This window comes from Burkholderia sp. 22PA0099 (assembly GCF_047497165.1).
Taxonomy (GTDB): Bacteria; Pseudomonadota; Gammaproteobacteria; order Burkholderiales; family Burkholderiaceae; genus Burkholderia.
The window spans coordinates 2404888-2431843 of sequence record NZ_CP163165.1; the positions used below are offsets into that span (position 1 = coordinate 2404888).

Annotated in this window: 24 protein-coding genes; 9 read left to right on the top strand and 15 right to left on the bottom strand. The window is 66.7% G+C overall.

Annotated features, from left to right (window positions below):
- Positions 1-15 precede the first annotated feature (15 nt).
- The 7 genes from AB4851_RS26085 (at position 16) to AB4851_RS26115 (ending at position 7222) form a co-directional block, all read left to right on the top strand.
- The gene (locus tag AB4851_RS26085; protein WP_414449396.1) at positions 16-1551 is read left to right on the top strand and encodes a sugar ABC transporter ATP-binding protein; all 1536 of its coding nucleotides are present in this window, start codon (positions 16-18) and stop codon (positions 1549-1551) included.
- Positions 1548-2582 (top strand): ABC transporter permease, encoded by a 1035-nt coding sequence (locus AB4851_RS26090; RefSeq protein ID WP_414449397.1) that lies wholly within the window; start codon positions 1548-1550, stop codon positions 2580-2582. Before AB4851_RS26085 ends, AB4851_RS26090 begins: the two co-directional genes overlap by 4 nt.
- Positions 2579-3574, top strand: a complete 996-nt coding sequence (locus AB4851_RS26095) for an ABC transporter permease (RefSeq protein WP_414449398.1) — start codon at positions 2579-2581, stop codon at positions 3572-3574. Before AB4851_RS26090 ends, AB4851_RS26095 begins: the two co-directional genes overlap by 4 nt.
- 15 nt (positions 3575-3589) lie before the next feature.
- Positions 3590-4585: a carbohydrate kinase family protein gene (locus AB4851_RS26100; protein WP_414449399.1), complete on the top strand. Its 996-nt coding sequence runs from the start codon at positions 3590-3592 to the stop codon at positions 4583-4585.
- Between the two features lie 16 nt (positions 4586-4601).
- Positions 4602-5366: an SDR family NAD(P)-dependent oxidoreductase gene (locus AB4851_RS26105; protein WP_414449400.1), complete on the top strand. Its 765-nt coding sequence runs from the start codon at positions 4602-4604 to the stop codon at positions 5364-5366.
- A gap of 15 nt (positions 5367-5381) precedes the next feature.
- Complete coding sequence (locus AB4851_RS26110) at positions 5382-6803, top strand: aldehyde dehydrogenase family protein (RefSeq protein WP_414449401.1); 1422 nt, start codon at positions 5382-5384, stop codon at positions 6801-6803.
- Positions 6804-6865: 62 nt separating this feature from the next.
- Positions 6866-7222 carry a carboxymuconolactone decarboxylase family protein gene (locus tag AB4851_RS26115; protein WP_414449402.1) on the top strand — a complete coding sequence of 119 codons (357 nt, stop codon included), beginning with the start codon at positions 6866-6868 and terminating at the stop codon, positions 7220-7222.
- A 39-nt stretch (positions 7223-7261) separates the two neighbouring features.
- Here the strand turns inward: AB4851_RS26115 and AB4851_RS26120 are convergent, their stop codons facing one another.
- Positions 7262-8401 carry a porin gene (locus AB4851_RS26120; protein ID WP_414449403.1) on the bottom strand — a complete coding sequence of 380 codons (1140 nt, stop codon included), beginning with the start codon at positions 8399-8401 and terminating at the stop codon, positions 7262-7264.
- Positions 8402-8628: 227 nt separating this feature from the next.
- On the bottom strand, positions 8629-9537 hold the full coding sequence (locus tag AB4851_RS26125; RefSeq protein WP_414445585.1) for a choline ABC transporter substrate-binding protein: 909 nt from the start codon (positions 9535-9537) through the stop codon (positions 8629-8631).
- Between the two features lie 575 nt (positions 9538-10112).
- Between AB4851_RS26125 and betI the strand changes: the two genes are divergently transcribed.
- Entirely contained in the window at positions 10113-10709 is a 597-nt protein-coding gene (gene betI / locus AB4851_RS26130) for a transcriptional regulator BetI (RefSeq protein WP_414451950.1), read from the top strand.
- A 40-nt stretch (positions 10710-10749) separates the two neighbouring features.
- On the opposite strand, the gene AB4851_RS26135 is transcribed toward betI, so the two are convergent.
- Positions 10750-11343, bottom strand: a complete 594-nt coding sequence (locus AB4851_RS26135) for a LysE family translocator (protein ID WP_414449404.1) — start codon at positions 11341-11343, stop codon at positions 10750-10752.
- 102 nt (positions 11344-11445) lie between these two features.
- On the opposite strand from AB4851_RS26135, the gene AB4851_RS26140 reads away from it, so the two are divergent.
- Positions 11446-12336: a LysR substrate-binding domain-containing protein gene (locus AB4851_RS26140; protein ID WP_414449405.1), complete on the top strand. Its 891-nt coding sequence runs from the start codon at positions 11446-11448 to the stop codon at positions 12334-12336.
- A gap of 58 nt (positions 12337-12394) precedes the next feature.
- Here AB4851_RS26140 and AB4851_RS26145 read toward each other — a convergent pair whose 3' ends face one another.
- From AB4851_RS26145 to AB4851_RS26200, 12 genes are all read right to left on the bottom strand, one after another.
- On the bottom strand, positions 12395-13198 hold the full coding sequence (locus AB4851_RS26145; RefSeq protein WP_414449406.1) for an NYN domain-containing protein: 804 nt from the start codon (positions 13196-13198) through the stop codon (positions 12395-12397).
- Positions 13199-13350: 152 nt separating this feature from the next.
- Positions 13351-14244 (bottom strand): UTP--glucose-1-phosphate uridylyltransferase GalU, encoded by an 894-nt coding sequence (galU, locus tag AB4851_RS26150; protein ID WP_414449407.1) that lies wholly within the window; start codon positions 14242-14244, stop codon positions 13351-13353.
- A 103-nt stretch (positions 14245-14347) separates the two neighbouring features.
- Positions 14348-15751 carry an undecaprenyl-phosphate galactose phosphotransferase WbaP gene (gene wbaP / locus AB4851_RS26155; RefSeq protein WP_414451951.1) on the bottom strand — a complete coding sequence of 468 codons (1404 nt, stop codon included), beginning with the start codon at positions 15749-15751 and terminating at the stop codon, positions 14348-14350.
- Between the two features lie 232 nt (positions 15752-15983).
- Entirely contained in the window at positions 15984-16862 is an 879-nt protein-coding gene (rfbA, locus tag AB4851_RS26160; protein WP_414449408.1) for a glucose-1-phosphate thymidylyltransferase RfbA, read from the bottom strand.
- Between the two features lie 99 nt (positions 16863-16961).
- Positions 16962-17903 (bottom strand): glycosyltransferase family 2 protein, encoded by a 942-nt coding sequence (locus AB4851_RS26165; protein ID WP_414449409.1) that lies wholly within the window; start codon positions 17901-17903, stop codon positions 16962-16964.
- 17 nt (positions 17904-17920) lie between these two features.
- Positions 17921-19075 (bottom strand): NAD-dependent epimerase/dehydratase family protein, encoded by a 1155-nt coding sequence (locus AB4851_RS26170; RefSeq protein ID WP_414449410.1) that lies wholly within the window; start codon positions 19073-19075, stop codon positions 17921-17923.
- On the bottom strand, positions 19072-19716 hold the full coding sequence (locus AB4851_RS26175; protein WP_414449411.1) for an acyltransferase: 645 nt from the start codon (positions 19714-19716) through the stop codon (positions 19072-19074). The genes AB4851_RS26170 and AB4851_RS26175 overlap by 4 nt, the downstream gene beginning before the upstream one ends.
- Positions 19713-20696 (bottom strand): glycosyltransferase family 2 protein, encoded by a 984-nt coding sequence (locus AB4851_RS26180; protein ID WP_414449412.1) that lies wholly within the window; start codon positions 20694-20696, stop codon positions 19713-19715. The genes AB4851_RS26175 and AB4851_RS26180 overlap by 4 nt, the downstream gene beginning before the upstream one ends.
- Before the next feature lie 10 nt (positions 20697-20706).
- Positions 20707-22194: a lipopolysaccharide biosynthesis protein gene (locus AB4851_RS26185; RefSeq protein WP_414445168.1), complete on the bottom strand. Its 1488-nt coding sequence runs from the start codon at positions 22192-22194 to the stop codon at positions 20707-20709.
- Between the two features lie 275 nt (positions 22195-22469).
- A complete protein-coding gene (rfbC, locus tag AB4851_RS26190; RefSeq protein WP_414445167.1) occupies positions 22470-23021 on the bottom strand; it encodes a dTDP-4-dehydrorhamnose 3,5-epimerase in 552 nt (183 codons plus the stop codon).
- A 323-nt stretch (positions 23022-23344) separates the two neighbouring features.
- The gene (locus tag AB4851_RS26195) at positions 23345-25621 is read right to left on the bottom strand and encodes a polysaccharide biosynthesis tyrosine autokinase (RefSeq protein WP_414449413.1); all 2277 of its coding nucleotides are present in this window, start codon (positions 25619-25621) and stop codon (positions 23345-23347) included.
- A gap of 96 nt (positions 25622-25717) precedes the next feature.
- Entirely contained in the window at positions 25718-26725 is a 1008-nt protein-coding gene (locus AB4851_RS26200; RefSeq protein ID WP_414451952.1) for a polysaccharide biosynthesis/export family protein, read from the bottom strand.
- Positions 26726-26956 lie beyond the last annotated feature (231 nt).

Genomic DNA, 26956 nt, shown 5'->3' on the forward strand with positions numbered 1-26956 from the left:
CGAACGGAGTCAGTCATGCGCAACCACGAAGCGCGCATCGCGATCTCGATGAAGGGCATCAGCAAACGCTTCGGCGCCGTCCAGGCGCTCGCGGATGCCGACCTCGAGGTCGCGTGCGGCACGATACACGGGCTGGTCGGCCAGAACGGCGCCGGCAAGTCCACCATCATCAAGGTGCTGGCCGGCATCAACGTGCCGGACAGCGGCGAGATCCGCATCATGGGCCAGCCGGTCACGCGTCTCACGCCGGCCGGCGTGGAGGCGCTCGGCGTCCATTTCATCCATCAGGATCGGCTGCTGGTGCCGACCGCCACGGTGGGCGAGGCGGTGTTTCTCGGCAACGAGCCGCGCGTCGGCCCGTTCATCGCGCGGCGGCGCATGGAGCGCGAGGCGGCTGCGCTGCTCAAGCGCTATTTCGATCTCGAGCTGCCGGCCGGGCTGCTGGTGCAGGACCTGACCACGGCGCAGCAGAAGATCGTGCAGATCACGCGCGCGCTGGCGCGCGACGCCCGGGTGCTGGTGCTCGACGAGCCCACCGCCGCGCTGGTCAAGCGCGAGGTGGACAGCCTGTTCGCCGTGCTGCGCCGGCTGCGCGACGACGGCATCGCGGTGATCTTCATCTCGCACTACATGCAGGAAATCGAATCGCTGTGCGACGCCGTCACCGTGATGCGCAACGGCACCGACGTCGGCGTGGTGTCGCCCAAACGCACGCCGATGGACGAGATCATCGGCATGATGATCGCCCGCGACGTGGGCGAGATGTTCCCGGCGCGGCAGGTCGCGCCCGGCGCACCGATGCTGGAGGTGAACGGCCTGGCGCGTGCGGGCAGCTTCGCCGACGTGAGCCTGACGGTGCGGCGCGGCGAGATCGTCGGCCTGACCGGCCTGCTCGGCTCCGGCGCGAAGGAACTGGTGCAATGCCTGTTCGGGCTCAAGCAGGCCGACGCCGGCACGGTCGCGGTGGACGGCCGGCGCGTGGCGCTCGGCTCGCCGATGCAGGCCGTGCAGGCCGGCATCGCGATGCTGCCCGAGGACCGCCGCGCACACGGCGTGGCGCTCGGCCTGTCGGTGCGCGAGAACATCAGCCTGGCCAGCCTCGGCCGCTACAGCCGCGCCGGCTTCATGCGCGACGGCGGCGAGCGCTCGGCGGTGGGCGATTTCATCCGCGAGCTGTCGATCAAGACGCCGGGCGGCGAGGCGCTGGTGCGCAACCTGTCGGGCGGCAACCAGCAGAAGGTGGCGATCGCGAAATGGCTGTCGTGCCAGTCGAAGGTATACGTGCTCGACGAACCGACGGTGGCCGTGGACGTGGCCGCCAAGGTCGAGATCTACACGCTGCTGAACCGCCTCGCGGCCGAAGGCTCGGCGATCCTGATGCTGTCGTCGGACCTGCTGGAACTGTCCGATTTCTGCGATCGCGTGCTGGTGGTGTATCGCGGCGCGATCGTCGGCGAATTCAGCGGCGAGCGCCTGAACAGCGACCAGTTGCTGGCCGCGTCATCTGGCGCGCAGCGCGCCGATGGCCTCACCCAGGGAGCCAACGCATGACTGCCATACCACGTGCCGTACTTCATAGCGCCGCGGCCGACCCGCAAGCGGCGCCCGCCCGCCGTCGCGGCCACGCGATTCGCGGCCTCGCGATCCGCCTCGCCGCGGTGGGCACCTTCCTCGCGATCCTGCTGTATTTCGCGTTCGGCGCGCCGGGCTTCACCACGCCCGGCAACCTCGTCAACATCGTCGAGCAATCGGCCATCCTCGGCGTGATGGCGTTCGGCATGTCGGTGGTGATCATCGGCGGCGGCTCGAACGTGACCGACGGCGGCATCGACCTGTCGATCGCGGCCAACATGGGCGTGTGCGCGGCCGTCTACGCCAAGCTGCTGACGCTCGGCTACGGCGACGCCGCCGCGCTCGGCGCGGTGCTGCTGACCGGCCTCGCGATCGGCCTGCTCAACGCCATCGCGGTGGTGCGGCTCGGCATCCTGCCGCTGCTCGCCACGCTCGCCGTGATGAACGTCGCGGCCGGCGTGGAGCTGACCGTCACGCAGAACACCGTGATCAGCGTGGCCTCGCCGGTCATGACGTTCGTCAGCTCGGCCTCGCTGTTCGGCATCTCGGCGCTGGCCTGGACGCTGATCCTGGCCTCGGCCGCGATGATCGCGCTGATCCACTGCACCCGCTTCGGGCTGCGGCTCTACGCGGTGGGCGGGCACCCCGAGGCGGCCCGCTCGGCCGGCATCGGGGTGGGCCGCTACCTGATGCTGACCTACCTGTTCAGCGGGCTGTGCGCGGCCATCGCGGCGGTGCTGACCGTCTCGCGGCTCAGTTCGAGCACGCCCGGCTCGGGCGACATGCTGCTCAGCGTGCTGGCCGCCGCGCTGCTCGGCACGGTGTTCTCGCGCCGCTTCGTGCCGACCATCGGCGGCACCCTGCTCAGCGTGCTGTTCATCGGCTGCCTGGCCAACGGCTTCCAGTTGCTGAACGTCTCGAGCTACTGGGTCAACGGCGTGCAGGGCGCGCTGATCCTGCTGGTGGTGGCCACCACCGCCTTCGCCCGCAAACCGGAGAGCGCACGATGAGCACCCCCGCCGTTCAATCCAACGCGCCGCACCCGCTGGCGCGCGCCGGGCGGCTTGCCGCCAACTACAGCCTGATCGTGGTGTTCGTGGCGATCTGCGTGGTGTTTTCGATGGTCACGCCCACCTTCCTGAGCGCCGGCAACCTGTTCAACGTGCTGGTCAACAACGTGGTGCTGCTGGCGATCGTGGCGCTCGGCCTGACGCTGGTGGTGGCCTCGGGCGGCATCGACCTGTCGGTCGGCGTGGCCGTGGATCTCGCCAGCATGGTGTTCGTGATGCTGCTCGGCGCGGGCCACGGCCTGGCCGCCAGCATCGCGGCCGGGCTCGGCGTGGCGGTGGTGGTCGGCCTGGTCAACGCGGTCCTGATCACGCGGCTGAAGATCAGCCCGTTCCTGGCCACGCTCGGCGTGCTGTTCATCGGCCAGAGCACGCAGCAGCTCGCCACCGGCGGCGGCCAGCCGATCTACCTGATCACCGGCGCGCCGGCCCATGCGTTCGATGCGATCGCGCGCTCGACGCTGGCGCAGGTGCCCACGCCGGTTTATGTGCTGGCGGCCTGCGCGGTGGGCGTCTACCTGCTGATGCATCGCTCGGTGTTCGGCCGGCAGATCGTCGCGCTCGGCGTGCAGCCCGGCGTGGCCCGCTACTCGGGGATTCGCGTGGCGCGCCAGCTTTCGTGGGTGTACGTGCTCGGTGCGCTGCTGGCCGGCATCGCCGGCATCCTGCTGTCGGCCACCGTGCGCTCGTACGTGCCGCTGTCGGGCAACGCGTTCCTGCTCGACGCGATCGGCGCGACCTTCATCGGCACCACGCTGAGCAGCGAGCGCCGCCCGACCGTGATCGGCACCCTGCTCGGCGTGCTGATGCTGGCGGCCATGAAGAACGGGCTGCTGCTGGTGGGCTGGAATTTCTATTGGCAGCAGGTCGGCATCGGCGTGCTGGTGTTCGTGGTGCTCGCGGCCAGCTTCGCGCTGCGCCGCTCCTCTCACTGATCAAGGGTAATCAAGGTGACAACTTTCGACGTCAGTTGCATCGGCTTCCACGTGCTGGACGTGCTCGGCCGTCCGGTCACGGCCATTCCGGCCGGCGGACGCGCCGCCTATATCGACGAGATCGTGATGACCGTGGCCGGCACCGCCGGCGCCACCTCGGTGGCCTGCGCGATGCTCGGCATCCGCACCCGCTCGGTCACCACCGTCGGCACCGACGACATGGGCGAATTCCTGATCGCCAAGATGCGCGGCTACGGCGTGGATTGCGATCTGGTGTCGCGCACGGCCGAGGTGCAGACCTCGGCCACCATCCTGCCGGTGCGCCCGAACGGCGAGCGCCCGGCGCTGCACGTGCCGGGCAGCGCGAACGCGTTCAGCGTGCGCGACGCGGACCTCGACGCCGCGCTCGATGCGCGCATCGTCCACGTGGGCGGCACTGGCCTGATGAAGGCGTTCGACGGCGCGCCCACCGTGGCGCTGCTGCGCCGCGCCAAGGAGCTGGGCCGGCTGACCACGTTCGACCTGATCCAGGCCACGCCCGAGACGATCGCGCTGGTCGAGCCGTGCCTGCCCTATCTCGACTACTTCGTGCCGAGCATCGACGAGGCCGCCGAAATGGCCGGCACCACCGACGTGGCCGAGGTCGCGCGCTTCTTCCAGGCGCGCGGCGTCAAGAACTGCGTGCTCACGCTCGGCGCGCAGGGCGTGTACGTCGCGCCCGAGCACGGTGCGCCGTTCGCGCTGCCCGCGTTCGAGGTGGCGGTGTCCGACACCACCGGCTGCGGCGACAGCTTCACGGCCGGCCTGATCGTCGGCCTCACGCGCGGCTGGGATCTCGAGGCCTCGGCGCGCTTCGCCTCGGCGGTGGCCGCCAAGGTGGCGATGGGCCTTGGCTCGCAAGGCCGGCTCGTGTCGTTCGACGACACGCTGGCCGCGATGCATGCGCTGCCGGTGCGCGCCGCCGCGTCCGCTTCTATGCCCGCTTCTAAGCCCGCCTCCCACACGCATTGATCCAGGAGATTTCCACATGTCAGCTTCCCAACCCCAGGCGCCGGTGGCGCTCGTGACCGGCGCGAGCCGCGGCATCGGCCAGGCGCTGGCGCTCGGCTTCGCCGACGCCGGCTACGACCTCGTGCTGATGGACCTGCCGCAAACCGGGCGCGAACTGCGCCAGACCGCCGAAATGATCGGCCTGCGCAACCGCCGCGCGTGGCTGTACACGCTCGACATCAGCCGCCGCGCCGAGATCGACGCCGCCGTGGCGCAGGCGCTGGCCGATGCCGGCCAGATCGACGTGCTGATCAACAACGCCGGCGTGCTGAAACCGTCGCTGCTGCAGGATCTCGACGAGCAGACCTGGGACACCCACTTCGACGTGAACGTCAAGGGCGTGCTGATGATGTGCCAGGCGGTGGTGCCGCAGATGCGCGCGCGCAAGGCCGGCCGCGTCATCAACATCGCCTCGATCGCCGGCCGCCAGGGCGTGCCCACACAGGGCCACTACGCCGCCACCAAGTCGGCCGTCATCACGCTCACGCGGGTGCTGGCGCAGGAAGCCGGCATGGACGGCGTGACCGTCAACGCGATCTGCCCCGGCATCATCCTGACCGAGATGGGCCGCAACAACCTCGGCAGCGAGGACGCGATCCGCCACTGGGAGAACGTCACCGCGCTCAAGCGGCTCGGCGCGCCCGAGGACGTGGTCGGGCCGGCGCTGTTCTTCGCCTCGGCGCAATCCGCATTCGTGACCGGGCAGGCGCTGAACGTCTGCGGCGGCATCTATTTCCACTGATTCGGGAGACTTTCGATGATCGACGCCAACCGCTTCTATATCGACGGGCGCTGGGTCGTGCCGCACGGCACGGACCGCTTCCGCGTGATCGACCCTGCCACCGAGGCCGTCACGGGCGAGCTTGCGATGGGCGACGCCGAGGATGCGGCCGCCGCCGTGGCCGCCGCGCATGCCGCGTTCGACGGCTGGGCCGCCACCTCGCGCGAGACGCGCCTCGCGTTGCTCGTGCGCCTGCTGGAACGCTACAACGCCGGGGCCGACGAGATGGCCGCGCTGATGACGGCAGAAATGGGCGTGGCCAGCGGTTTCTCGCGCAGCGCGCAGATCGCGCTGGGCCGCGCCCATCTGGAGACGGCGATTCGCGTGCTCGGCGAATTCGCGTTCACCGAGCAGCGCGGCAACACGTTGCTGGCGCGCGAACCGATCGGCGTGTGCGCGCTGATCACGCCGTGGAACTGGCCGATGAATCAACTGGTCGTGAAGGTCGCGCCCGCGCTGGCGGCCGGCTGCACGATGGTGGTCAAGCCCAGCGAATTCTCGCCGTACAGCGCACTGCGTTTCGCGCAGATGATCGACGAGGCGGGCTTTCCGCCCGGCGTGTTCAACCTCGTCAACGGTGACGGCGCGATCGTGGGCGAGGCGCTGTCGCGCGATCCGCGCGTGGACATGGTGTCGATCACCGGTTCGACGCGGGCCGGCGTGGCGGTGGCGCGCGCGGCCGCCGACACCGTCAAGCGCGTGCATCAGGAACTGGGCGGCAAGTCGGCCAACCTGATCTTCGACGATGCCGATTTCGATCGCGCCGTGGCGGCCGGGGTGCGCGCCAGCTACCTCAATTGCGGGCAATCGTGCAGCGCGCCCACGCGCATGCTGGTGCCGCGCGCGATGATGGCGCGCGCCGCGAGCGTGGCCGCCGAGACGGCCGACGCGATCCGGGTGGGCGCGCCGGGGCGCGAGGACAGCGAACTCGGGCCGGTGGTCAACGCCAAACAATATGCGCATATCCAGTCGCTGATCGAGAGCGGAATTGCCGAGGGCGCGTCGCTCGTGGCCGGCGGCCCGGGCCGCCCGGAAGGCATCGAGGCCGGTTATTTCGTGCGCCCCACCGTGTTCGCCGATGTCGCACCGGGCATGCGGATCGCGCGCGAGGAAATCTTCGGCCCGGTGCTGTCGATCATCGGCTTCGACGACGAGGCGCAGGCCATCGAGATCGCCAATGACAGCCCGTATGGCCTGGCCGGCTACGTGCAGACGGCCGATGCCGCACGCGCGCGCCGAGTGGCCGCGAAGCTGCGGGTGGGCAACGTCTACATCAACGCCGCGCCGTGGGACGCGAACGCGCCGTTCGGCGGCTACAAGCAGTCGGGCAACGGCCGCGAGCATGCCGAGTTCGGGCTGGGCGATTACCTCGAGATCAAGGCGATCGCCGGGTATTGAGGCGTCATTGCGTCATGACGCGGGCCGCGCGGGCGGCCCGCCCACGGCTTGAGGAGACTGCGATGCTGAACTGGAACACCTACCGTGACGAGCTGATCGCGCGGCTCGACGGCCTGCGCCCGCTGACCCCGGACCCGGCGTCCACTTGGCTGGCCGCTCACGAGCGCGGCGACGGGCCGGGCAACGCGCCGGGCGGCACGCATCTCGATGCGAAGACACGCGCGTTGATCGCGCTGTCGGTGGCCGTCACGGCGCGCTGCGGCGGCAGCATCGCGATTCATGCCGATGCCGCCGCCGAGGCCGGCGCGAGCCGTCAGGAGATCGCCGAAGCGCTCGGCGTGGCCGTGGCGATGAACACCGGGGCCGCGCTGGTGTACTCGGCGCGGGTGATGGAACTGGTCAGCGGGGGGCGGCGCTGAAACCTCGAGGCGTTGGCGCCGCCACCGCCCTCGCCTGCCTCAGAACGAATGCGTCAGCCCCACCCGCGCGACGATCTGATGCGAGTTCGACGACACCCCGGCCGAGCCCGGGATATAGGCGTTGTCGAGCGCGAAGCCCGCCGGGCCGCCGTTCACCTTCTGATACACGGCCTGCGCATACAAGGCGGTGCGCGCCGACAGCGAGTACTGCGCCATCGCGCCGAGCTGATTCCAGTGCAGCGACGCGGCCGCCCCGCCCTGGCTCAGATGCGCCATCGTGTACGTGTACATGCCGGCCACGAACAGCGCGGGCGTGAGGTTGTACTTGATGTTGGCCTCGAAGTTGTCGAAGTTCAGGCCGTCGTTGTTCGGCCCGAGCGAATCCACATAGATCGACGAGGTCGGACGTTGCAACGCAACGTGCGTCCAGGTGGTCGAGATCACGGCCTGGCCGATGCCGTAGCTGCCCGCCACACCGTAAATCTTCTCGTTGGCCGCCACGAACCCGTAGTCATCCGAAGCAATCGCGCCGCCCGCAGTGGTGCCGGGCGACGACAGGTCCTCGTACACCGCGGCCAGCGACAGCGTTGCATAGTGATACTTGATGCCGGCCGCGTAGATCCGGTTGCCGGCGAAGCCGGGCTGGTTGCCGAAGCCGTACAGGCCGGTGACCGACAGCCCGTGGAATTCGGGTGACAGGTATTTCACCGAGTTGTTGGCATGGAACGACGCATCGGTGTTGTCGTTATCCACCGGGTGCGAGAACAGGAAGCCGCCCCAGTTGCCGTTCGCCGTCATCAGGCCGATGGTGTCGGTCACGGTGTCGAACTGGCGCCCGAGCGTCACGGTGCCGAGCGTGGCCGATTCCAGCCCCACGTACGATTGATAGCCGAATTCGCGGCCGCCGTAATAGGCGCGGCCGTTGTCGAGCATCACGCCGCTTTCGAGATCGAAGATCGCGTGCACGCCGCCGCCGAGATCCTCAGAGCCCTTCAAACCCCAGCGGCTCGTCACCAGATCCACGCTGGACGTCTGCCAGGCCTTGCTGCCGTTGGCGTTGCTGGTCAGGTTGATGCCCTCGTCGAGCACGCCGAACAGCGTGACGCTGCTTTGTGCATACGCACTGCCGCTTGCCGCGGCCAACATGCCGAACGTGACACCCCATGCCAATCGTTTCATGACGGACCCCTGTCGAATAGGTTTTATGAATTGATTCGTATTGCGAACTGATTGATGCGTCGCACCGCGTGGCGCGGCTTGCCGAAGATGGGTGAAGCGAGGTGTGGCTGCGCGCCGAGGCAGCCGGTTTTCAGGCGCCGCGCGACGGCGGCGTCAGGTCGATGCGATCGGTGCCGCGCGCCGCCCGCCTGCGCGGTGCAACGGCCCCGCCCACTGCGCGGTGGCGTTCAGTGCGCCGCGAGGTAGGCCTTGACGGCCGGCAGGCCCGGCTTGCCGTCCAGCGTGGTCACGCCGGCCAGCCATTTGTCGAGCACGCCGGGGTTGGCCTTGAGCCAATCGGTGGCGGCCTTGTCGGGCGAAACCTTGTTGGTGATCGGCAGCATCACGTGGTTCTCGATGTCGGTCGTGAATTGCAGGTTCGACACGAACTTCGCCACGTTCGGGCAGCGCGCGGCGTAGTTGGTCGGCTCGACCGTCATCACCTTCGCCTCGCCGAAGTTCGGGCCGAACACGTCGTCGCCGCCGCTCAGATAGTTGATCTTCATCTGCACGTTCATCGGATGCGGTTCCCAGCCGAGGAACACCACCCACTGCTTCTCGCGCACCGCGCGATTGACCTGCACCAGCATGCCGGCCTCGCTCGATTCCACCAGCTTGAACTTGCCCAGGCCGAACTGGTTGCTGCCGATCATCTTCTCGATCAGGCGGTTGCCGTCGTTGCCCGGCTCGATGCCGTAGATATGGCCCTGGAGCTTGTCCGCGAACTTGGCGATGTCGGCGAACGAGCGCAGCCCCGCCGCATATTCGTAATCGGGCACGGCCAGCGTGTATTTCGCCCCGGTCAGGTTCGGCGTGGGCAGCACCGTGAACGAATGCGCCTGCACGAACGGCGCGACGATCGGGTCCATGGTGGGCGACCAGTAGCCGAGGAACACGTCGATCTGCCCGCTCTTGACGCCGGCGAACGTGATCGGCACCGAGGCGATCGTCTTGGTCGGCTTGTAGCCGAGGCCGGCCAGCACGCTCGATGCGAGGCCGGTGGTGGCGGCGATGTCGGTCCAGCCGACATCGGCGAAGCGCACGGCGGAGCACGCCGCCGGGTCGGCCGCCTGGGCCGGCGCGGCCAGCGCGCCCATCAACGACACCGCGCTCAACGCCTGAACGGCGCCGGCTGCCTTGAATTGCTTGAATCGCATCAACATGAAGGACTCCCGTACGTATTGGAGGTTATCGGCATGAGGGAGCCGGCTTCCCGGCAACCTGCCGCGGGTTGGCTCGCGCCGAGCCCGTGGCGGCCTGCGCGGTGCAAATCCCATGTATCGAATCATTCGTGGAATCAATTCGGCGCAGCCGAGGTTTTGCGACAAAAGCTTTTCCAAATGCGACTTCACTGTTTTTCTGAAAGCCTTGTGCAATAAGGTCTTTTATTGAACGTATCTTCAACTTTCGGAAATCGAACCGGCATGGCGCACGGCCCGCGCCTTGGCCCGGGCGGTGCGCCCCGCCAGGCGCGGCATCGGAATCGTAGCGCGATGGCGCCCCGATCGAAACCCGCTTCACGTTGGCGCGAGGCAAGCGCCGGATCGGCCCGTGTCGAACCTGCCGCCGTGGCATGCGCCGCTTGCCGCGCCGTCGCATCGGCATTGCCCATTGTTCGGGATTCAATGTCCGCATAAGATTGGCGCCTGTTCGAGAACCCAGGCGGATCGCCATGCCAAAAATCGGAATCCGCGAAGTGCGGCGCGCGCAATTGATCGATGCGACCTTGCAGACCATCGAGCACGAAGGTTTGTCCGGCACCACGCTCGCGCTGGTCGCGCAGCGCGCCAATATCTCGACCGGGATCGTCAGCCATTATTTCGGCGGCAAGGACGGCCTGCTGGAAGCCACCATGCGCCACATCCTGCATGACCTGTGGACGGCCACGCAGCGCCGCCGCCTCGCGGCGCGCGCCGAGCCGCGCGCACGGTTGCGCGCCATCGTCGCGGCGAATTTCGATGTGTCGCAGGTCAGCTCGCCCGTCATGAAGACATGGCTCGCGTTCTGGGCGGAGAGCATGCACCAGCCCACGCTGGGCCGGTTGCAGCGATTGAATACGCGGCGGCTTTATTCGAACCTGTGCGCCGAGTTCAAGCACGCGCTGCCGGTGGCGGCCGCCCGGCGTGCAGCCACCGGCCTCGCCGCGATCATCGACGGCCTGTGGTTGCGCGGCGCGACGGCCGGCCAGCCGTTCGACACGAAATCGGCGTTGCGGGTGGCGAACGACTATATCGACCTGCTGCTCGCAGGCAGCACCCACGAGGATTGACGGACTTTCACGGGAAACGGAGCGAAACGGTTCGGCATCCTCATCGCCAGGTCAGCACCACCGACCCCGCCAGCAGTGCCCCCAGCACCAGATTGAGCGCACGCCACTGACGCGGCGTGCGGAACACGCGCGCCAGCAGCGCCCCGAGCGAGCACCACAGCGCCAGCGATGCGCTCGCCGCCACGGCGAACGACACCGCCAGCAGCAGCGCGAGCCCGCCGGGGGTGTTCGCCAGCAGTGCGAACGATGCCGCCGCGCCCACCGTCATCGCCCAGCTTTTCGGATTGAGCCACAGCAGCAGCGCGCCATTGACGAGCGTGATCGGCTGCGCCGGCCCCTCGCCCGCGTTCATCGGGCCGCTGCGCGCGATGCGCCAGGCGAGCCACAGCAGATAGGCCGAACCAATCGCCTTGACCGCCGTTTGCAGCGCCGGCATCGCCAGCAGCACGCTGGCCAGCCCGAGCGCGGCGAATGCGGCGAGCGACGCCAGCCCAAGCGCGATCCCCAGCATCAGCGGAATCGAGCGCAGGAAGCCGAAGCGCGCGCCGGACGCCGTGGCCAGGGTGGTGGCGCCGCCGGGCGTGACGGTCGCCACCACGACGAACAGAAACAGCGGAGCGTAAGAGGCAGCCATCGGTACGAATCCCGTCGATCGAAAGCGATGACTGTACCGAGCCGCCATCCATCAGGAAAACCAATAATTTTGATGCGATGCATTACGCCGCATAATGCGTCGATGACCCGAAACCTCGATCTCGACCTGATCCGCACCTTTGTGGCCGTTGCGGACAGCGGCGGCATGACCGTCGCCGCGAACCGGCTGCACATGACGCAAGGCGCCGTGAGCCAGCAGGTCAAGCGCCTGGAGGATGGGCTCGGCTGCCTGCTGTTCGTGCGCCAGACGCGCAAGCTCGCGCTGTCGCGTCAGGGCGAGACGTTTCTGGTCAAGGCGCGCCAATTGCTGCACCTCAACGACGAAATCTGGGCCGACATGCAAGCCGATGCGTTGCGCGGCAGCCTTCGAGTGGGCGTGCCGTTCGATCTCGTCACGCCGCTCGCGCCGGCCATGAAGGCGTTCGCCGAAGCGCATCCGCAGGTGGAATTGTCGCTGGTGTGCGCGGCGTCGGCCGAGCTGGGCGACGCGCTGGATGCAGGCCGGGTGGACGTGGCGCTGGTCGAATCGGTCGCGAGCGAGGCTGCCGGCGAAGTGATCCGCATCGAACCATTGGTGTGGGTGACGGGCCGCGGCAGCGACGCATGGCAGAAGCGGCCGTTGCCGCTGTCGATGGTGGACGAGCGCTGCGCGTTCCGCCCCTGGGTGCTCGGCGCGCTGGCCGAGCGGGCGATCGCCTGGCGCACGGTGTTCGAGAGCGGCAGCATCGAGGCCACCGCCGCCACGGTTCGCGCGGGGCTGGCCGTGACGGCGTGGCTCGTGTCGACGGTGCCGGCCGATCTCGAAACGCTCGCGCCGCATGCGGCCGGCTTGCCGGTGTTGCCGCCGTTCGCGATTTGCCTGCGAACACCCGCGCCGCCGGCCGAGGCGCAGCCGGCGGCGCTGGCGTTCGCGGCCTGTGTGCGCGAAGCGATGGCGAGCGAAGGCGGCGCGCGGGTGGCGAAGATTGCGTGATGCGAAGATTGCGGGAGGCGGAGTGACGGACGGCAGGCGGCGAGCCTGAGCCCGCCGCTCAATTCACCAGCACGATCCGCTTTGCCTCCGGCAAGCCATCCGGCTTGGCCGGCTCGACCAGGTCGAACTCGAACACATACTGGCGCGACGGCAGCTTCGAGATGATCTGCGGGTCCACCAGCGACGCCGTGCGGAAATACGCGCCCTTGGTTTCGCTGGCCGTCACGATCGACGCACGCGGCATCTCGGGCCAGAAATTGAGGAAGCCGCGCCCTTCCTGATGATCGAAGCGGTTGCACGCGCCGCGCACGCGGCTGCCGATGCTGCCCCAGCGCGCACGCGGATCGGGCGAGCTGTCGGTCGACAACAGCCCCGGCACCAGATAGCCGTTGATGTATTGATCGGCCGCATCACGCAGCTCGCGCGACACATTGCCAAAGCCGAGGATCTCCACGCGGCAGCCCTTGCTCTGCAACGCGCGCACCACCTGAACGAAATCGCCGTCGCCGGTGACCAGCATCACGGTGTCGAGCCGTTCGGATTCCATCAGCACGTCGACGGCCATGTCGAGATCGGCGTTCGACTTCGACACCTCGTTGCCTTCGTCGTCGGTGAAATGCTTGACGTGCTTGACCGTGACACGGAAGCCCTGGTCGCGCAGCGCCGACTGATAACCGAGCGCCTTCGCGCTGTATTCCGGCGACTGCTCGGCACGCTGCAGGTCGTAGGCGATATACACGTTCAGACGTTGCGCGAAGCCTTCCGCGCGGCACGCCAGCTCGCGCAGCGCTTCATAGCGCATGCCGTGGCCGCCGTTCATCCCGATATTGCTTGCGTCGACATACACGCCGATCCGTCTCATTCAGTTTCTCTAGCGATTCAGTTTTCAAGGCAGGGAGTGTAGCGCACGCGTGGGCCGCGCCGATAAGCGCGAGATCAAACGGGGACGCGCACCGGCCGGCGCGGGCCGCCCGGTGCGGGGGGAATCTTCCGACGAATCCGATGCAACGGCCGTCAGGACAGGGCCACGGCCGGTTGGGCTTGCAGGAATTGCTGCAGGTAGGCCTCGAATTCCGCCTTGACCTCGGGGTGACGCAGCGCAAATTCGACCGTTGCCTTCAAATAGCCGAGCTTGCTGCCGCAATCGAAACGCGTGCCGTGATACCGGTAGGCCAGCACCTGCTCCTCGGTCAGCAGCGATTGCAGCGCGTCGGTCAGTTGCAGTTCGCCGCCGGCGCCGGGCTGCAACGCGCGGATATGGCGGAAGATCGTCGGCATCAGCACATAGCGGCCCACCACGCCGAAATTCGACGGCGCATCGGCCGGCGCAGGCTTCTCGACGATGCCGGACAGCTTGATCACGTTGTCGCCCCACAGGCGGCCGTCCACCACGCCGTACGCGGCGCTTTCCTCGCGCGCGATGGTTTCGACGCCCACCACCGAGCTGTGATAGTGATCGAACATCTCGATCAGTTGCTTCACCACGGGCGTCGGGCCGTGCAGCAGGTCGTCGGCCAGGATCACCACGAACGGGCTGTCGCCTATCAGCTTCTCGGCGCACAGCACGGCATGGCCGAGCCCGAGCGCGGTGGCCTGGCGCACGTAGAAGCAATCCACGTTGGCCGGCTTGATGTTGCGGACGATGTCGAGCAGCTTGTGCTTGTTGCGCGCCTCCAGCTCGGCCTCGATCTCGTAGGATTTGTCGAAGTGATCCTCGATCGCGCGCTTGCTGCGGCCCGTCACGAAGATCAGCTCGGTGATGCCGGCCGCCACCGCTTCCTCCACCGCATATTGAATCAGCGGCTTGTCGACGATCGGCAGCATTTCCTTCGGGCTGGCCTTGGTGGCCGGCAGGAACCGCGTCCCGAGGCCAGCGACCGGGAATACGGCTTTGGTGACTTTCAGCATGGCGGGGTTTCCCACATCGGTTGAATGTTCCGGACTGCAGAAGACGGCCGCGGCCGAGCCGGCTGGCTGGCTGGCTGGCGGTCCCGAGCCGGCTGGCCGGCGGTCAGTAGGCGCCGTCGCGATGGAGCACCACGCCGATCGTCTTGAACAGGATCGCGATATCGCTGCGCAGCGACCAATTGCGCACGTACCAGGCGTCGAGGAACACGCGGCGCGCGTAATCGGTGTCGTTGCGGCCACTGACCTGCCAGAGGCCCGTCATGCCCGGCTTGGCCAGCAGGTAGTAGGCGGCATCGGCGCCATAGCGCTCGATTTCCTTTTCCACCACCGGGCGCGGCCCGACCAGGCTCATGTCGCCGCGCAGCACGTTCCACAATTGCGGCAACTCGTCGAGGCTGGTCTTGCGCAGCACCGAGCCGATGCGCGTGACGCGCACGTCGTGCTTGAGCTTGAAATCCTTGTCCCATTCGGCGCGCGCCACCGGGTCGTTCGCGAGCAACTCCTTGAGCACCTTGTCGGCGTCGAGCACCATCGAGCGGAACTTGTAGCACTTGAACTTCCTGCCGTTCTGGCCGATGCGCGTGTGGCCGAAGAACGCCGAGCCGCCGTCCTTCGCCACCAAAATCGTCAGGATGGCGAAAATCGGCAGCAGCATCAGCATCAGCAGGCCGCCCGCCGTCACGTCGAATGCCCGCTTGAGCACCTTGGCAGAGAATCGCGTGAGGTTGTTCTGCACGCGCAGCATCATCACTTCATGGCCGAAGAAGTAGGACACGTCGGTCTTGCAGAGCGGCACGCCGCGCATCGGCGCCATCACGGTCAGGTCGCGAATGCCGCTTTCGGTCAGGTCGCGAATCCACGCGTTGCGCAGCTCCTTGTCCTCCGGCTCCAGCGCGATCACCACCTGCGCGCCGGGCAAGGCCTTGAGCGTGGCGGCGGACAAGCCCTTCAGTACCGGCACGTCGCCGACGAATGCCGTGTCGGCCCGGCCATCGGGCGCCACGTAGGCCACCACGTCCGCACCCAGATACAACTGCGCCGACATCAGGCGCTGCGCTTCGAGCGCCGACTCGCCGCAGCCGACGATCAGCGTCGGGCGCTTCCACAGGTGCGCCATGTCGAGCACCTTCTTCGTCACCAGCCGGAACGTTGGCACCAGCACGAACGCGCCGCTCCAGGTCATCGCCCACCAGCCGCGCGAGAACATGCCCTTGGTCAGCGTGGTCAGCGCGAGATGCAGGATCGCGAGCACCACCAGCGCCTCGAACACCTCGCGCAACTCGCGCCCGAACGGCCGGCGCAGCCCGTAGTGCCGCACGCGCAGCCAGAACCACAGCGTGCCGCCGAACGACAGCAGCATGTACACCACCATCGGCTGCTGGCTGATCGCTTTCCAGAGGCTGATCTGCGGATCGCTCTGGAACGTGCCGAGCACGTTGGTGGTGATCAGCAGGGCCACGGCGAAACCGATCACATCGGTGGCCGCCAGCGCCACCTTGATCGTCAAGGCCGGAAACGGGCGCAGTTCGATGTGCCGTTCCGACAGACTGTCGAGACTGATGATTGAGCTCACGTGACCTGTCCTCGTATTGATGTTGGCATCGCTGTTCTGGTGAACGTCCACCGCAATCATTCGGATTCCGAACTCGTTGAAGTCGCGGCAAGCGCCGTGCTCGGGTTAATCCTAAGTGCGGCCCGCCCGATACTCGGTTCGGCTTCGCACAGAAGCCGGTTATCGCTCATGCGACGCCGTCTTCGATCAGGTTGATCAGATACTTGCCGTAGGCGTTTTTCTTCAGCGGCGTGGCGAGCCGTTCGAGCTGGCCGGCATCGATCCAGTTGCGGCGGTACGCCACCTCCTCCGGGCAGGCCACCATCAGGCCCTGACGCTTCTGCAAGGTGGCAACGAAGTTGGCCGCTTCGGTCAGCGAATCGTGCGTGCCGGTGTCGAACCACGCATAGCCGCGCCCCATGATTTCGACCTGCAGGCGCTCGCGTTCGAGATAGCGCCGATTGACGTCGGTGATTTCCAGTTCGCCGCGCGCCGACGGGCGAATCCCGGCGGCGATGTCGCACACCTCGCTGTCGTAGAAATACAGGCCCGTGACGGCGTAGTTCGAGCGCGGCACCTCGGGCTTCTCCTCGATCGACAAGGCGCGGAACTGCGGGTCGAACTCGACCACGCCGTAGCGCTCGGGGTCGCGTACGTGATAAGCGAACACGGTGGCACCCTGCGTGCGCCGGTCCGCGGCTTCGAGTTGGGCGACCTGATCGTGGCCGTAGAAAATGTTGTCGCCGAGGATCAGCGCCGACGGCTGGCCATCGACGAACGCGCGCCCGATCACGAACGCCTGCGCGAGCCCGTCGGGCGACGGTTGTTCGGCATATTGGATATGCATGCCCCAGCGGCTGCCGTCGCCGAGCAAGGCGATGAAGCACGGCAGGTCGCGCGGCGTGGAAATCACCAGCACCTCGCGAATGCCGGCCACCATCAGCGTGCACAGCGGGTAATAGATCATCGGCTTGTCGTACACCGGCAAGAGCTGCTTCGATACCGCATGCGTGATCGGATAGAGGCGCGTGCCCGATCCGCCCGCCAGAATGATTCCCTTACGCATCGCTCGTTCCCGCCCCGTTGGCTTGGCGTGCGTGCCTCATTGCATCGCACTCCGTATCGATTGGCTGGCCATCCGTCTGGCCCGATCTCGATTCGTGGTTCAGCCCGGCCCCGGCGCGCCGCGCAGCCGCATGCCTTCGGCGATGCCCCGGAACACGCTGCGCCGGCCGTCGGAGGTGAAGCGCGCGCACTTCACGAGCATCGCCGCGACCGAATAGGTCTGCGCCAGCAGCGAATACGGAAAGCCCAGGTTCTTGCGGCTGAAGTACAAACGGTTGCGCGTGCAATAGAACAGGCTGAACGGGCTTTCGCCGCCGCCGGTCGAGAAGCTGACCTTGTGCGCAACCAGCGAACTCGGCACGTACCACAGGTGTATGCCGGCCTGATTCATGCGCCACACGAAATCGGTGTCGTCGTAATAGACGAAATACTTCTCGTCCATCATGCCGACGCGCGCGAACACGCTCTTGTGCAGCGCCATGAAGCAGGTGGGCGCGTATTCGGATTCGCCCGGGTGATCGAACTGCCCGACGTCCTCGTCGCCATCGCCGATATGCGCGGTGGTGGCCTTCATGCGCGAGATCGTGCCGCCCGCGCACCAGATCCGGTTGGTGCCGTGATAGAGGATCTTCGGAAACGTCGCGAGCGTGTCCGGGCCGTCCTCGATCGGCCGGATCAGGCTGGCCACCGTATCGGGGTGGCGAAACTCCACGTCGTTGTTGGCCAGCAGCACGTAGTCGCAACCGTCGGCCAGCGCCATCGCGATGCCCTGGTTGTTGCCGCGCGCCACGCCCACGTTGGCGTCGTTGAACACCACCTGCGCGGTCAGGCCCGCCCGGCTCGCCAGTTCGCGCGACAGGATGCTGCCGCTGTCGCTCGCGCTGTTGTCGATCACGTAGAGCTTGATCGCCACGCCGGCCTGCGCCGCGAGGCTGTCGAAGAAATCCGGCAGCACGTCGTCGGAGTGATACAGCACCGTCACCACGCCCACCAGCGGCTTCGCGCCCGGCTTGCCGAGCGGCTTCACACGTCCATTGCCCATTGCCCCACCCTCCCCGCTCACGCCACGGCCCGACTGGCCTGGTACAGCCCCTTGGATTGCATCTCGACGATGCTCTGCTCGTAGTTGTCCTGCTTGACCTCCTGCCCCTCCACCCAGGCGGCGAAACGCGCGATGCCTTCGTCGAAGTGCACCTTCGGCTCGAAGCCGAGAAATTCGCGGGCGCGCGTGAGATCGGCGTAGTTGTGGCGGATGTCGCCCAGGCGGAATGCGCCGGTCACGTTGATCGGCACCTGGCTGCCATACAGTTCGTTGAGCCGGCGCGCCACGTCGATCACGGCGGTGCGGCGGCCCGAGCCGATGCCGAACACGCGGCCGGCCGCCTCGGGGTTCATCAGCGCGGCCTGCGTGGCATCCACCACGTCGTCCACATACACGAAATCGCGGCTCTCCTGCCCGTCCTCGAACACGTTGATCTCGTTGCCGTTCTTGATGCGGGTCGAGAAGATCGACAGAATCCCCGTGTACGGATTCGACAGCGACTGGCCCGGCCCGTACACGTTCTGATAACGCAGCGCCGACGCGCCGACGCCGATCGAGCGGCACACCGTCATCACCATCTGTTCCTGGTCGTACTTCGTGATGCCGTACACCGACGACGGATGGATCTTCGATTCCTCGTCGGTGGGCAGGCATTCGAGCGGCTCGCCCGATTCCGGGCACAGGTAATCGAAGCGTCCGGCCAGCAGGTCGCGCTCCTCGCGTGCATCGGGGTACACGATGCCGAGTGCCGGCGAGCGGTACTTGCCATCGCCGTAGATCGCCCGCGACGAGGCCACCACGAACTTGCGCACGGTGTTGCTGCGGTTCTTGACGAGAACGTCGAGCAGCACGCCGCTGCCGCCCACGTTCACGTCGATGTAATGGCCGACCTCGTACATCGATTGGCCGGTGCCGGTTTCGGCGGCCAGGTGCACCACGGCGTCCTGGCCCTGCATGGCGCGCTCGACCACCGAGCGGTCGCATACCGAGCCTTCGATCAGGCGTACCGAATTGCCGAGCGAGCGCAGCAGCGACGATTCCTGATAAGGGTCCACGCCGTGAATCTGTTGCGCGAGGTTGTCGAGCACGGTGACGGTCGCGTTCTGGCTGGCGAGCTGTCTGGCGAGGTGCGATCCGATGAAGCCGGCGCCGCCGGTGATGAGGACTTTCATGATTTGCAGTGCTCCCAGGTTTGCGTGTTCCGGTTGTATCGCCTGATCACGCGCGCCGGATTGCCGGCCACCACGCAGTAGTCAGGCACATCGCGCGTCACGACGGCGTGGCTGCCCACCACCGCGTTGCGTCCAATCACCACGTTCGGCAAGATCATCGAGTTGAAGCCGATAAAGCTGCCAGCGCCGATCACCACGCGGTTGCCCTGCGTGCGCAGCCGCATGCCGATGCGCACCGGGTCGTTCACATCCTCGAACGGATGCTCGACGTCGACGATCGCGCAGCCGCCGGTAATCGTTACGTCATCCTGAATTTCAATGCGGGACCCGCACACGATATGGACGTTCTGTTCGATATTCACGTCGTTGCCGATCGACAATCGGGGCGGCACGCCGGTTTCGCCCACCACCAGCTCGATGCGCGCGCCGGCGCGTATCAGCACCCGTTCGCCCACCGTGGCGTGCTGCACGTTCGCGAGCAGATAAGGCTGATAGATCACGCTGCCCTTGCCCACCCGCTCGAACAGATGGGCATACCAGAGGCGCGTCTTGAGCATGAAATAGGCGCGCTTCACGGTGTTGATCCGTTCGAGCCAGTTCGCTTCACCGAACCTCGCCAGGCTTCGCGGCAGCACGCTCATGCGCGCACCGTCGGCCGGCCGGCCATCTGCTTGGCGAACACGTACAGCGAGCGCAGCATCCGTGGCCGGCTTCGCAGCGCATGCAGGGCGCGCTGCTTGACGCCGACATCCGCGAACTCGGCGCTCCTGCCGATGCAATGCTGGAACTGCTCGTACAGGCCGCTTTCGAGGTACAGGATCGCCGAGCGCAGCAACACGCCTGCCCGGCCGCGATCGACCACATCACGCTTCATGCCGAGCGCCTCGGCCATGTTGCAGGTGCGCATCAGGTCCTGGATATTGGTTTCGTGGCGTGCCGGGTTGAGGATCACCGTCGAGGTGAAGCCCTTCGGGTTGACGCGATACACGCCCAGTTCCTGATCGAGATACGCGGCCCGGCTGCCATGCAGGCATTGCACGAGGTTCGCCACGTCGGCCACCACCTTCAGTTCGAGATCGACCGGATGGCGCCGGCGCAACGCGCCGCGAAACATCACCGAGCTGTTCAGGAAGAACGGCCCGTGTTCGATCAGGTATTCGGCGTCGAACACGGCAGGCTTGTCGCGGGCGAGCGCGAAATCCACCGGCTCGCCGGTCAATGCGTCGACCGTGCGCATCTTGTGCGCCACCATGCCGAATTCGCGCTGCGTTTCGAGGAAGGTGTATTGATGCGCGAGCTTGCCGGGCAGCACCATGTCGTCGCCGTCCACGGTGGCGATGTACTCGCCGCTCGCCTGCGCCATCGCATCGGCCAGGTTGCGCGAATAGCCGACATTGGTTTCGTGCGCAACCAGCTTGATGATCTCGGGATACCGCGCGCGAAAGCTTTCGATGATGGCGAGCGAGCCGTCCACCGAGCCGTCGTCGCCGATCACGATATCGAACGGCACGCCGATTTCCTGGCTCAGGATGCTGTCGAGGCACGGGCCGATATAGCGTTCGAGGTTGTAGCACAGCACCACGACCGAGATGACCGGCGGCTTCACGGGTTGAATCTCCATGTCTTGCTCCTCAATTCAAGGCGAAGCGGCGGGCCAGATCGCGGGCCTTGCGCTGCGAAATCGGCGAGACGGCAATCGTCGCGCCCACCATCAGCAGCCACATGCTCGCCACGATCATCAGCAGCGCGAAGCGGTTGACCGGCGGGAACTGGGTGTAATGAAACGCCACGCCCAGCGCACTGGCCGCCACCACCCGTATCAGCAGGCCGCGATACCAGGCCGCATTGATGCCGGGCAGGAACTTGCGGTGAACCACGGCGACCCACAGAAACAGTTGCGCAAGGTTGATGGCGAGCCACGCATAGGCCGCGCCCACCGCGCCGTAATGCAGCGCGCCGATCAGCACCGCCGGCACCAGGATCGCGACGAAGCCGAGGTTGCCCTTGATATGCAGCGAGAGGTCGCCGTCCGCGTACTGGATCAGGAACGACAAGCCCGCGATGGCCGAGCAGCCGTTGCCGATCGCATAGCAGCGCAGCACGGTCATGGCGTCGGGATTCACCGGCAGGGACATCGCCCACAGCTTGAACACCAGGTCGGGCACGCTGGCGAACAGCATCGCGACCGGAATCACCGCGATCATCAGGATCTCGCTGGCGAGGAAATAGCTCGATTCGAGCGAGCCGCGGTTGCGCGCGCTGTCGGCCGTGAAGCGCGGCGTGAACGCCTGCTGGATCGGGCTGGCGAGCAGCAGGATGCCGCTGGCCAGCAGCGTCGCCATGCTGAACACGCCGAACGCGGACAGCGGCAATACCTTGGACAGGATGATCTTGTCGGCCTGCGTGGAGGTGGCCCACATCAGCGCCGAGAACGCGATCGACAGCGAGAGCCTGGCGCGGGCCGCCAGCACCACCCGTGAAAACGTGCGCGACAGCACCGGCGCGCCGATCGCGCGGCCGAGCAGCAGGCGCATGGTCAGCGCCTCGCCGACGATCGCCGCCAGTTGCCACAGGAAGAACACGTCCACGCGCGGCCAGATCGCGATCAGCGGCACCACCAGCACGGCGCGAATCACCGAGAAGATCACGATCACCGTGTTCAGCGTCGCCTGCCGGTCGATACCCACCATGCCGCCGCGATACAGCGACGACAGCCAGCGCGCCGATACCGTCAGCATCATCAGCACGAAGGCCAGCGCGATGTCGTGCGCGGGCAGCGTCTTCGCCTTGAGCCAGCCGGTGGCGAAGAACGGCGCGCCGAAGATCGACAGCACGACCAGCACGGCGCACATGCCCGCCACGAATTTCTCGAGCGATTGCAACAACACGCGCACCTCGGCTTTCGAGCCATCGTCGGTGGCGCGGGCCAGTTCGCGGCACAAGGTGGGCGACAGGCCGAGATCCAGCAATTGCACCCAGGCAAGCAGCACGGCATTGAACGCGATCAGGCCATACGCCTCGACGCCGAGATGATGCACATACACCGGCACCATGACCATGCCGAGCACGACCGTCACGATCTGACCTGCATAGTTCGAAATCAGGCTGCGTTTGAGCATCTTGGTAGGCGATAAGAGACGGGATGATTCGGATCGCGACAGACGAACCCGCGATGCCCATCGACAGCGGACGCTGCCCGTAAGTCATGCTGCACTGCACGCAACGAAGCCAATTTAGTGGTGGACAACCGGCGGGAATGTACGGGCTCGCACACTGCCCGGTTCATGATTGAGACAGGCACGACGATCGATTCGGAATGCAAAATGACAGGCGGGCGCTGGATGGTCCCTGCGATGCGTTGGCCACGCCGTTCGTGCCGTGGCCGTGCGGCGCATCACGGGTAGCACTCGGCCTCGAACAGCGGCTTGCCTTCGGCATCCTTCGCCGCCAGCACCGGCGGGTATTCGATCGGCCAGTCGATATTGATCATCGGGTCGCTCCACAGCAGGCTGCGTTCGTATTCGGGGAACCAGTAATCGGTCACCTTGTAGACGAACTCCGCCGCCACCGACAGCACGATGAAGCCATGCGCGAAGCCCGGTGGAATCCAGAGCTGCCGATGGTTGCGGGCACTGAGCCGCACGCCCACCCATTTACCAAAGTTAGGAGAACTGAGCCTGAGGTCGACGGCAACGTCGAACACCTCGCCCGCGGTCACCCTCACGAGCTTGCCCTGCGGATGCACGATCTGATAATGCAGGCCGCGCAGCACGCCGCGCGACGAGCGCGAGTGATTGTCCTGCACGAATTCGAAGCCCTGGGCCACGGATTCCTCGAATTCGCGCGCGTTGAAGCTTTCGAAGAAGAAGCCGCGCCGGTCGCCGAACACCGCCGGTTCGATCAGCTTGACTTCGGGTAAGGCCGTTGCGGTCACTTGGATTGCCATGTCGGCGTGCTCCAGGTGAAGGCGTCGGTCAACCACGGTAGACATAAAAACGGCGCGCGACCGGCCACGCCCCGATGCTTGCCGACAGCCCGATCACGCCCGCTGTGCATACGCGCCCACCCTCCCTGTTGAATACTCGCCAGTTGCCACTTCATTGACGCACTCCTGATGATCCCGATATCGACCGACCGTATCGCCGACATGCCGCCCACGGCTCTATTGTTCAGGTCTATTGAACACTCGATCGCGATATTGATTCAGTACGTCGCCCCACACTCTCGGGCCCTGCCGGCGGCACGCCGACACGGCCCGTCGCGCACGGATCACGTCGCCATCTGGTTGTGTTCGAGATACGCGGAGGTATAGCCGTAGCTGCGCCGCTCGCTGCGCCGCAACGGCACCACGTTGAAGATGGCGCCCACCGTCCAGGCGCCGGCACGGTCGAGCTGGGTAAGCGTTTCCTCGATCTCGGCTTCGGTATGCGAGCCCGAGCGCAGCACCATCACGGTCTTGCCGGCGCTGTTCGCGACGATCGCCGCATCGCTCACGGCCAGCAGCGGCGGCGTGTCGATGATCACCAGGTCGAAGCGCCGCTTGAACTCGTCGAGCAGCGACCTGAAGCCCGGCATCATCAGCAGTTCGGACGGGTTCGGCGGGTATTTGCCGCACGACACGAGCGACAGGCCCGGCACGCCCGACGGCTGGATCGCCTGATCGATGCTCAGGCGTCCTGCCAATAGTTCGGCCAGGCCGCCCGCGTTCGGCTTGCTGAAGAACGACGCCGCCCGGCCGCAGCGCATGTCCGCATCCACCAGCAGCACCCGCTTGCGGGTTTCGGCCTCCAGCACGGCGAGGTTCGCCGCGATGAAGCTCTTGCCGGTTTCGGGCGTGGGGCCGGTCAGCACGATCACGCCGTCGTCGGGCCGGTCCGTCTCGTACAGATGCAGGTGCAGGGCCGTGCGCAGGCCGCGCAGCGCCTCCACCGACGGATCATGCGGGAAGCTGCGCGCCAGCAGGTATTGCGAGGCGGCCGGCTGCGCGGGCTCGTCGGTACGCACGTTGGACGACAGCAGCGGCGTGCGGCGCTGGATCGCCGCGTTGGGCGGCGCGAACACCAGCTTGCTCGGCATCGCCTGATCGAGCCGCGCCTGGTGCGCGCTGTAGAGCACCGAGGCCAGCATCGGCATGCGCAGGTTGCGCTCGATGAACTTCGTATCGGTCACGCCGGTCAGGTAGCGGTGGCGCAGGAACACCAGCAGCACACCGAGCATCAGGCCGAGGCCGAGGCTGGCCAGCAGGATGATCGGCCCGTTGGGCGACACCGGATCGACCGGCCGCACCGCATCGTCGACGATATGCACGTCGCCCGTGGTGCTCGCGCGGCGCACCGTCAGTTCCTCGGCCTTGTTCACCATCGCGATATAGATCGATTCGGCCACCTTGGCGTTGCGGCTCAGGTCCGCGTTGGTGCGCTCGGAGGCCGGCATGCGCACGAAACGCGCGTTGAACTGCGCCTTGGCCGCCGACAACTGCGCGATCTGCTGATTGATGTTCTGCATCGGCGGGCTGTCGGGCGTGAAGTTCTGCATCATCTGCGTGCGCTGCAGTTGCAGCGTCGCGATCTGCCGCTCGATATCGATGCCGCCCTGCAGATACGATTGCGCCTCGGCGGTCGGCTGCAGCGAGCCGACCGACGCCTGATAGCCCATCAGCGAAGCCTCCGCCTGGTGCAGTTCGTCGCGCAAGCGCGGCAGCTCGCGGTTGATGAAATCCAGCGTCTGGCTGTCGTTGGCGCGGCTGGCGGCGATGGTCGCCGCGACATAACCCGCCGCGATCGAATTGGCGACGTTGGCGGACAGATCCGGGTTGTCGCTGTCGTAGGTGATCTGCACGAGCCCGGTATCGCTGCCCTTCTCGACGATCTTGAGCTTGCGCGCGAAGCGTTGCAGCGCATTCACGCCGTTCCAGGCCGTGACGTTGAATTCGGTGCCCGGCAACGCCGCGAGCTGCTTGACCCGGATCGATACGCCGCCGGCCTGCGCCGGCTCGCCCACCTTGCCGTTCAGCAGCACCGCGCCGTTCCCGTCGAGCAGCGCGTAGGCGCCGTTCTCGAGCGCGCGCAGCCGCAGCCGCCGGTTTTCGAAGCGGGTCGGCACCTTCATCGATTCGACCTCGATCTGCTCGCCGCCCCATGCATAGGACGTCAAACCGAACCACGGATGAGACAGTTCGCCCGGCGTCGCGAACTTGTGCGACAGCATGCCGAGCAACGGCAGCACGCGCGGCGAGGCGGTCACGTTGTAGCCGTATTGCGCCAGCACCGGATCGAGCACCGAGCGGCTCTGCATCATGCCGATCTCGGCCTCGGTGCGCGCCGGCCGTTGCCCGACCACCACCTGCTGGCCGTCCGCGGCAAAGCCCAGCGCGTTGCGGCCCTGCGCCTCGACCTTGATCACCGCGCTCGCCGAATAGATCGGCGTGGCCAGCCAGATATACACCACGGCCAGCGCCACCACGGCAACCGTGATGGCCGCCACCGTCCACAGATGGTCGCGCAACACGCGAATCATGCCCAGTGCGTCCGGCGCGTCATCTGGCATGCCTCCGGAATATCGGGCGTTCATATTCGGACTGTTCACGTTGGTCGTTCCTCTAAACCTTGCTCGTTGAGAATGGATGCGGCGCAGGGCCAGGCATTAGCGGGTGGCGGCGTAGAACAGATACAGGCTCGTCACCGTCGGCAGCAGTTGCTCCAGCAGGCGATTGACCTGGGCGATCTGCGCGGTGCCCACGTACACGACATCGAGCGGCTTCAGGTCGAACTGGGTGGACAGCAGGATCGAATCGACCTTGGTCATGTCGAGCCGGTAGATGCTCGGCTTGGTCGGGTCGCTCAACGTGCGTCGGATCACGAGGATCTGCCGCGGCTGCGCACTTTGCGGGTTGATGCCGTTCGCATTGGAGAGCGCATCGGCCAGCGTCATGCGGCCCTTGTCCATGAACAGGGTTTGCGGTTTCGAGATTTCTCCCAGCATGAACACGCGGCTCGCGTTGTGATCGGGCACGTAGACGATGTCGCCCGTTTCCAGCGCCACGTTCTGCGAAATGTCGCCGCGATCGAGCGTGCGCTGCACGTCGAGCAGGTAGGTCTTGCCGCCGCGCGTGAGCTGCACGCGTTGCAGATCCGCATCGGCCAGCGAGCCGCCCGAGCGCGTGATCGCGTCGAGCACCGTGAGCTTCAGGTCGGTAATCGGCAGCGAGCCCGGGTTCTTCACTTCGCCGGCGAGCTGGATCTGCTGGCTGCGGTACTGGATCACGCGCACGTCGAGCTGCGGCTTGATGGCGTAGCCCGCCAGGCGCGACACCAGCATCGCGCTGATCTGCGCGGTGGTCTTGCCGGCCACCGCGACGCGGCCCACGGTCGGGAAATAGATCGTGCCGTCGGCCGCCACGCGCGCGCCGTCCGGCGTGATCTGCACGCCCGGCGCGCCGACGCCGCCCCCGCCCGTGTTGTCGAGCGGCGGCAGCGGCGTGGCGGCCGCACCGGTCACGGTCAGTTCCGGGTGCCCCCACACGGTGATGCCGAGAATGTCGCCCTGGCCGACCCGATAGTCGATCTGCGGGCCGTCCGGCGCCTGCGGCAGCGCCGGCGGCTCGGATTTCATGGCCTGCACCTGGCCGGTAATGACGCCGGCGTCGATCATCTGCACCGGGTACACCGGCGGCGGTGCATCGCTTTTCGCCGGTTCCTGCATTTGAGCCGGATTGAGATACGGCCCGGGGGCGAACGTGCAAGCGGCTGCCGCCCAGCACGTCAACAGTGCGAATATCCTGCCGATGCTTTTCATGTTGGTCATCCCGTGACGAGGTACGAATCGATCTAGGTCGGTGTTCGTTTTCAATACGCAGTTCAATACGCAGTGCGAATCGATCGG

What these genes read in the sequence shown, in the direction of transcription:
- betI (WP_414451950.1), top strand. Translation starts at nt 10,113, where the DNA reads ATGCCAAAAATCGGAATCCGCGAAGTGCGGCGCGCGCAATTGATCGAT.
- AB4851_RS26175 (WP_414449411.1), bottom strand. Translation starts at nt 19,716, where the DNA reads ATGAGCGTGCTGCCGCGAAGCCTGGCGAGGTTCGGTGAAGCGAACTGG.
- AB4851_RS26145 (WP_414449406.1), bottom strand. Translation starts at nt 13,198, where the DNA reads ATGAGACGGATCGGCGTGTATGTCGACGCAAGCAATATCGGGATGAAC.
- AB4851_RS26185 (WP_414445168.1), bottom strand. Translation starts at nt 22,194, where the DNA reads ATGCTCAAACGCAGCCTGATTTCGAACTATGCAGGTCAGATCGTGACG.
- AB4851_RS26090 (WP_414449397.1), top strand. Translation starts at nt 1,548, where the DNA reads ATGACTGCCATACCACGTGCCGTACTTCATAGCGCCGCGGCCGACCCG.
- AB4851_RS26165 (WP_414449409.1), bottom strand. Translation starts at nt 17,903, where the DNA reads ATGGGCAATGGACGTGTGAAGCCGCTCGGCAAGCCGGGCGCGAAGCCG.
- AB4851_RS26140 (WP_414449405.1), top strand. Translation starts at nt 11,446, where the DNA reads ATGACCCGAAACCTCGATCTCGACCTGATCCGCACCTTTGTGGCCGTT.
- AB4851_RS26110 (WP_414449401.1), top strand. Translation starts at nt 5,382, where the DNA reads ATGATCGACGCCAACCGCTTCTATATCGACGGGCGCTGGGTCGTGCCG.
- rfbC (WP_414445167.1), bottom strand. Translation starts at nt 23,021, where the DNA reads ATGGCAATCCAAGTGACCGCAACGGCCTTACCCGAAGTCAAGCTGATC.
- AB4851_RS26135 (WP_414449404.1), bottom strand. Translation starts at nt 11,343, where the DNA reads ATGGCTGCCTCTTACGCTCCGCTGTTTCTGTTCGTCGTGGTGGCGACC.
- AB4851_RS26125 (WP_414445585.1), bottom strand. Translation starts at nt 9,537, where the DNA reads ATGGGCGCGCTGGCCGCGCCGGCCCAGGCGGCCGACCCGGCGGCGTGC.
- AB4851_RS26085 (WP_414449396.1), top strand. Translation starts at nt 16, where the DNA reads ATGCGCAACCACGAAGCGCGCATCGCGATCTCGATGAAGGGCATCAGC.
- rfbA (WP_414449408.1), bottom strand. Translation starts at nt 16,862, where the DNA reads ATGCGTAAGGGAATCATTCTGGCGGGCGGATCGGGCACGCGCCTCTAT.
- AB4851_RS26200 (WP_414451952.1), bottom strand. Translation starts at nt 26,725, where the DNA reads ATGATCGACGCCGGCGTCATTACCGGCCAGGTGCAGGCCATGAAATCC.
- AB4851_RS26095 (WP_414449398.1), top strand. Translation starts at nt 2,579, where the DNA reads ATGAGCACCCCCGCCGTTCAATCCAACGCGCCGCACCCGCTGGCGCGC.
- AB4851_RS26115 (WP_414449402.1), top strand. Translation starts at nt 6,866, where the DNA reads ATGCTGAACTGGAACACCTACCGTGACGAGCTGATCGCGCGGCTCGAC.
- AB4851_RS26105 (WP_414449400.1), top strand. Translation starts at nt 4,602, where the DNA reads ATGTCAGCTTCCCAACCCCAGGCGCCGGTGGCGCTCGTGACCGGCGCG.
- galU (WP_414449407.1), bottom strand. Translation starts at nt 14,244, where the DNA reads ATGCTGAAAGTCACCAAAGCCGTATTCCCGGTCGCTGGCCTCGGGACG.
- AB4851_RS26170 (WP_414449410.1), bottom strand. Translation starts at nt 19,075, where the DNA reads ATGAAAGTCCTCATCACCGGCGGCGCCGGCTTCATCGGATCGCACCTC.
- AB4851_RS26120 (WP_414449403.1), bottom strand. Translation starts at nt 8,401, where the DNA reads ATGAAACGATTGGCATGGGGTGTCACGTTCGGCATGTTGGCCGCGGCA.
- AB4851_RS26180 (WP_414449412.1), bottom strand. Translation starts at nt 20,696, where the DNA reads ATGGAGATTCAACCCGTGAAGCCGCCGGTCATCTCGGTCGTGGTGCTG.
- AB4851_RS26195 (WP_414449413.1), bottom strand. Translation starts at nt 25,621, where the DNA reads ATGCCAGATGACGCGCCGGACGCACTGGGCATGATTCGCGTGTTGCGC.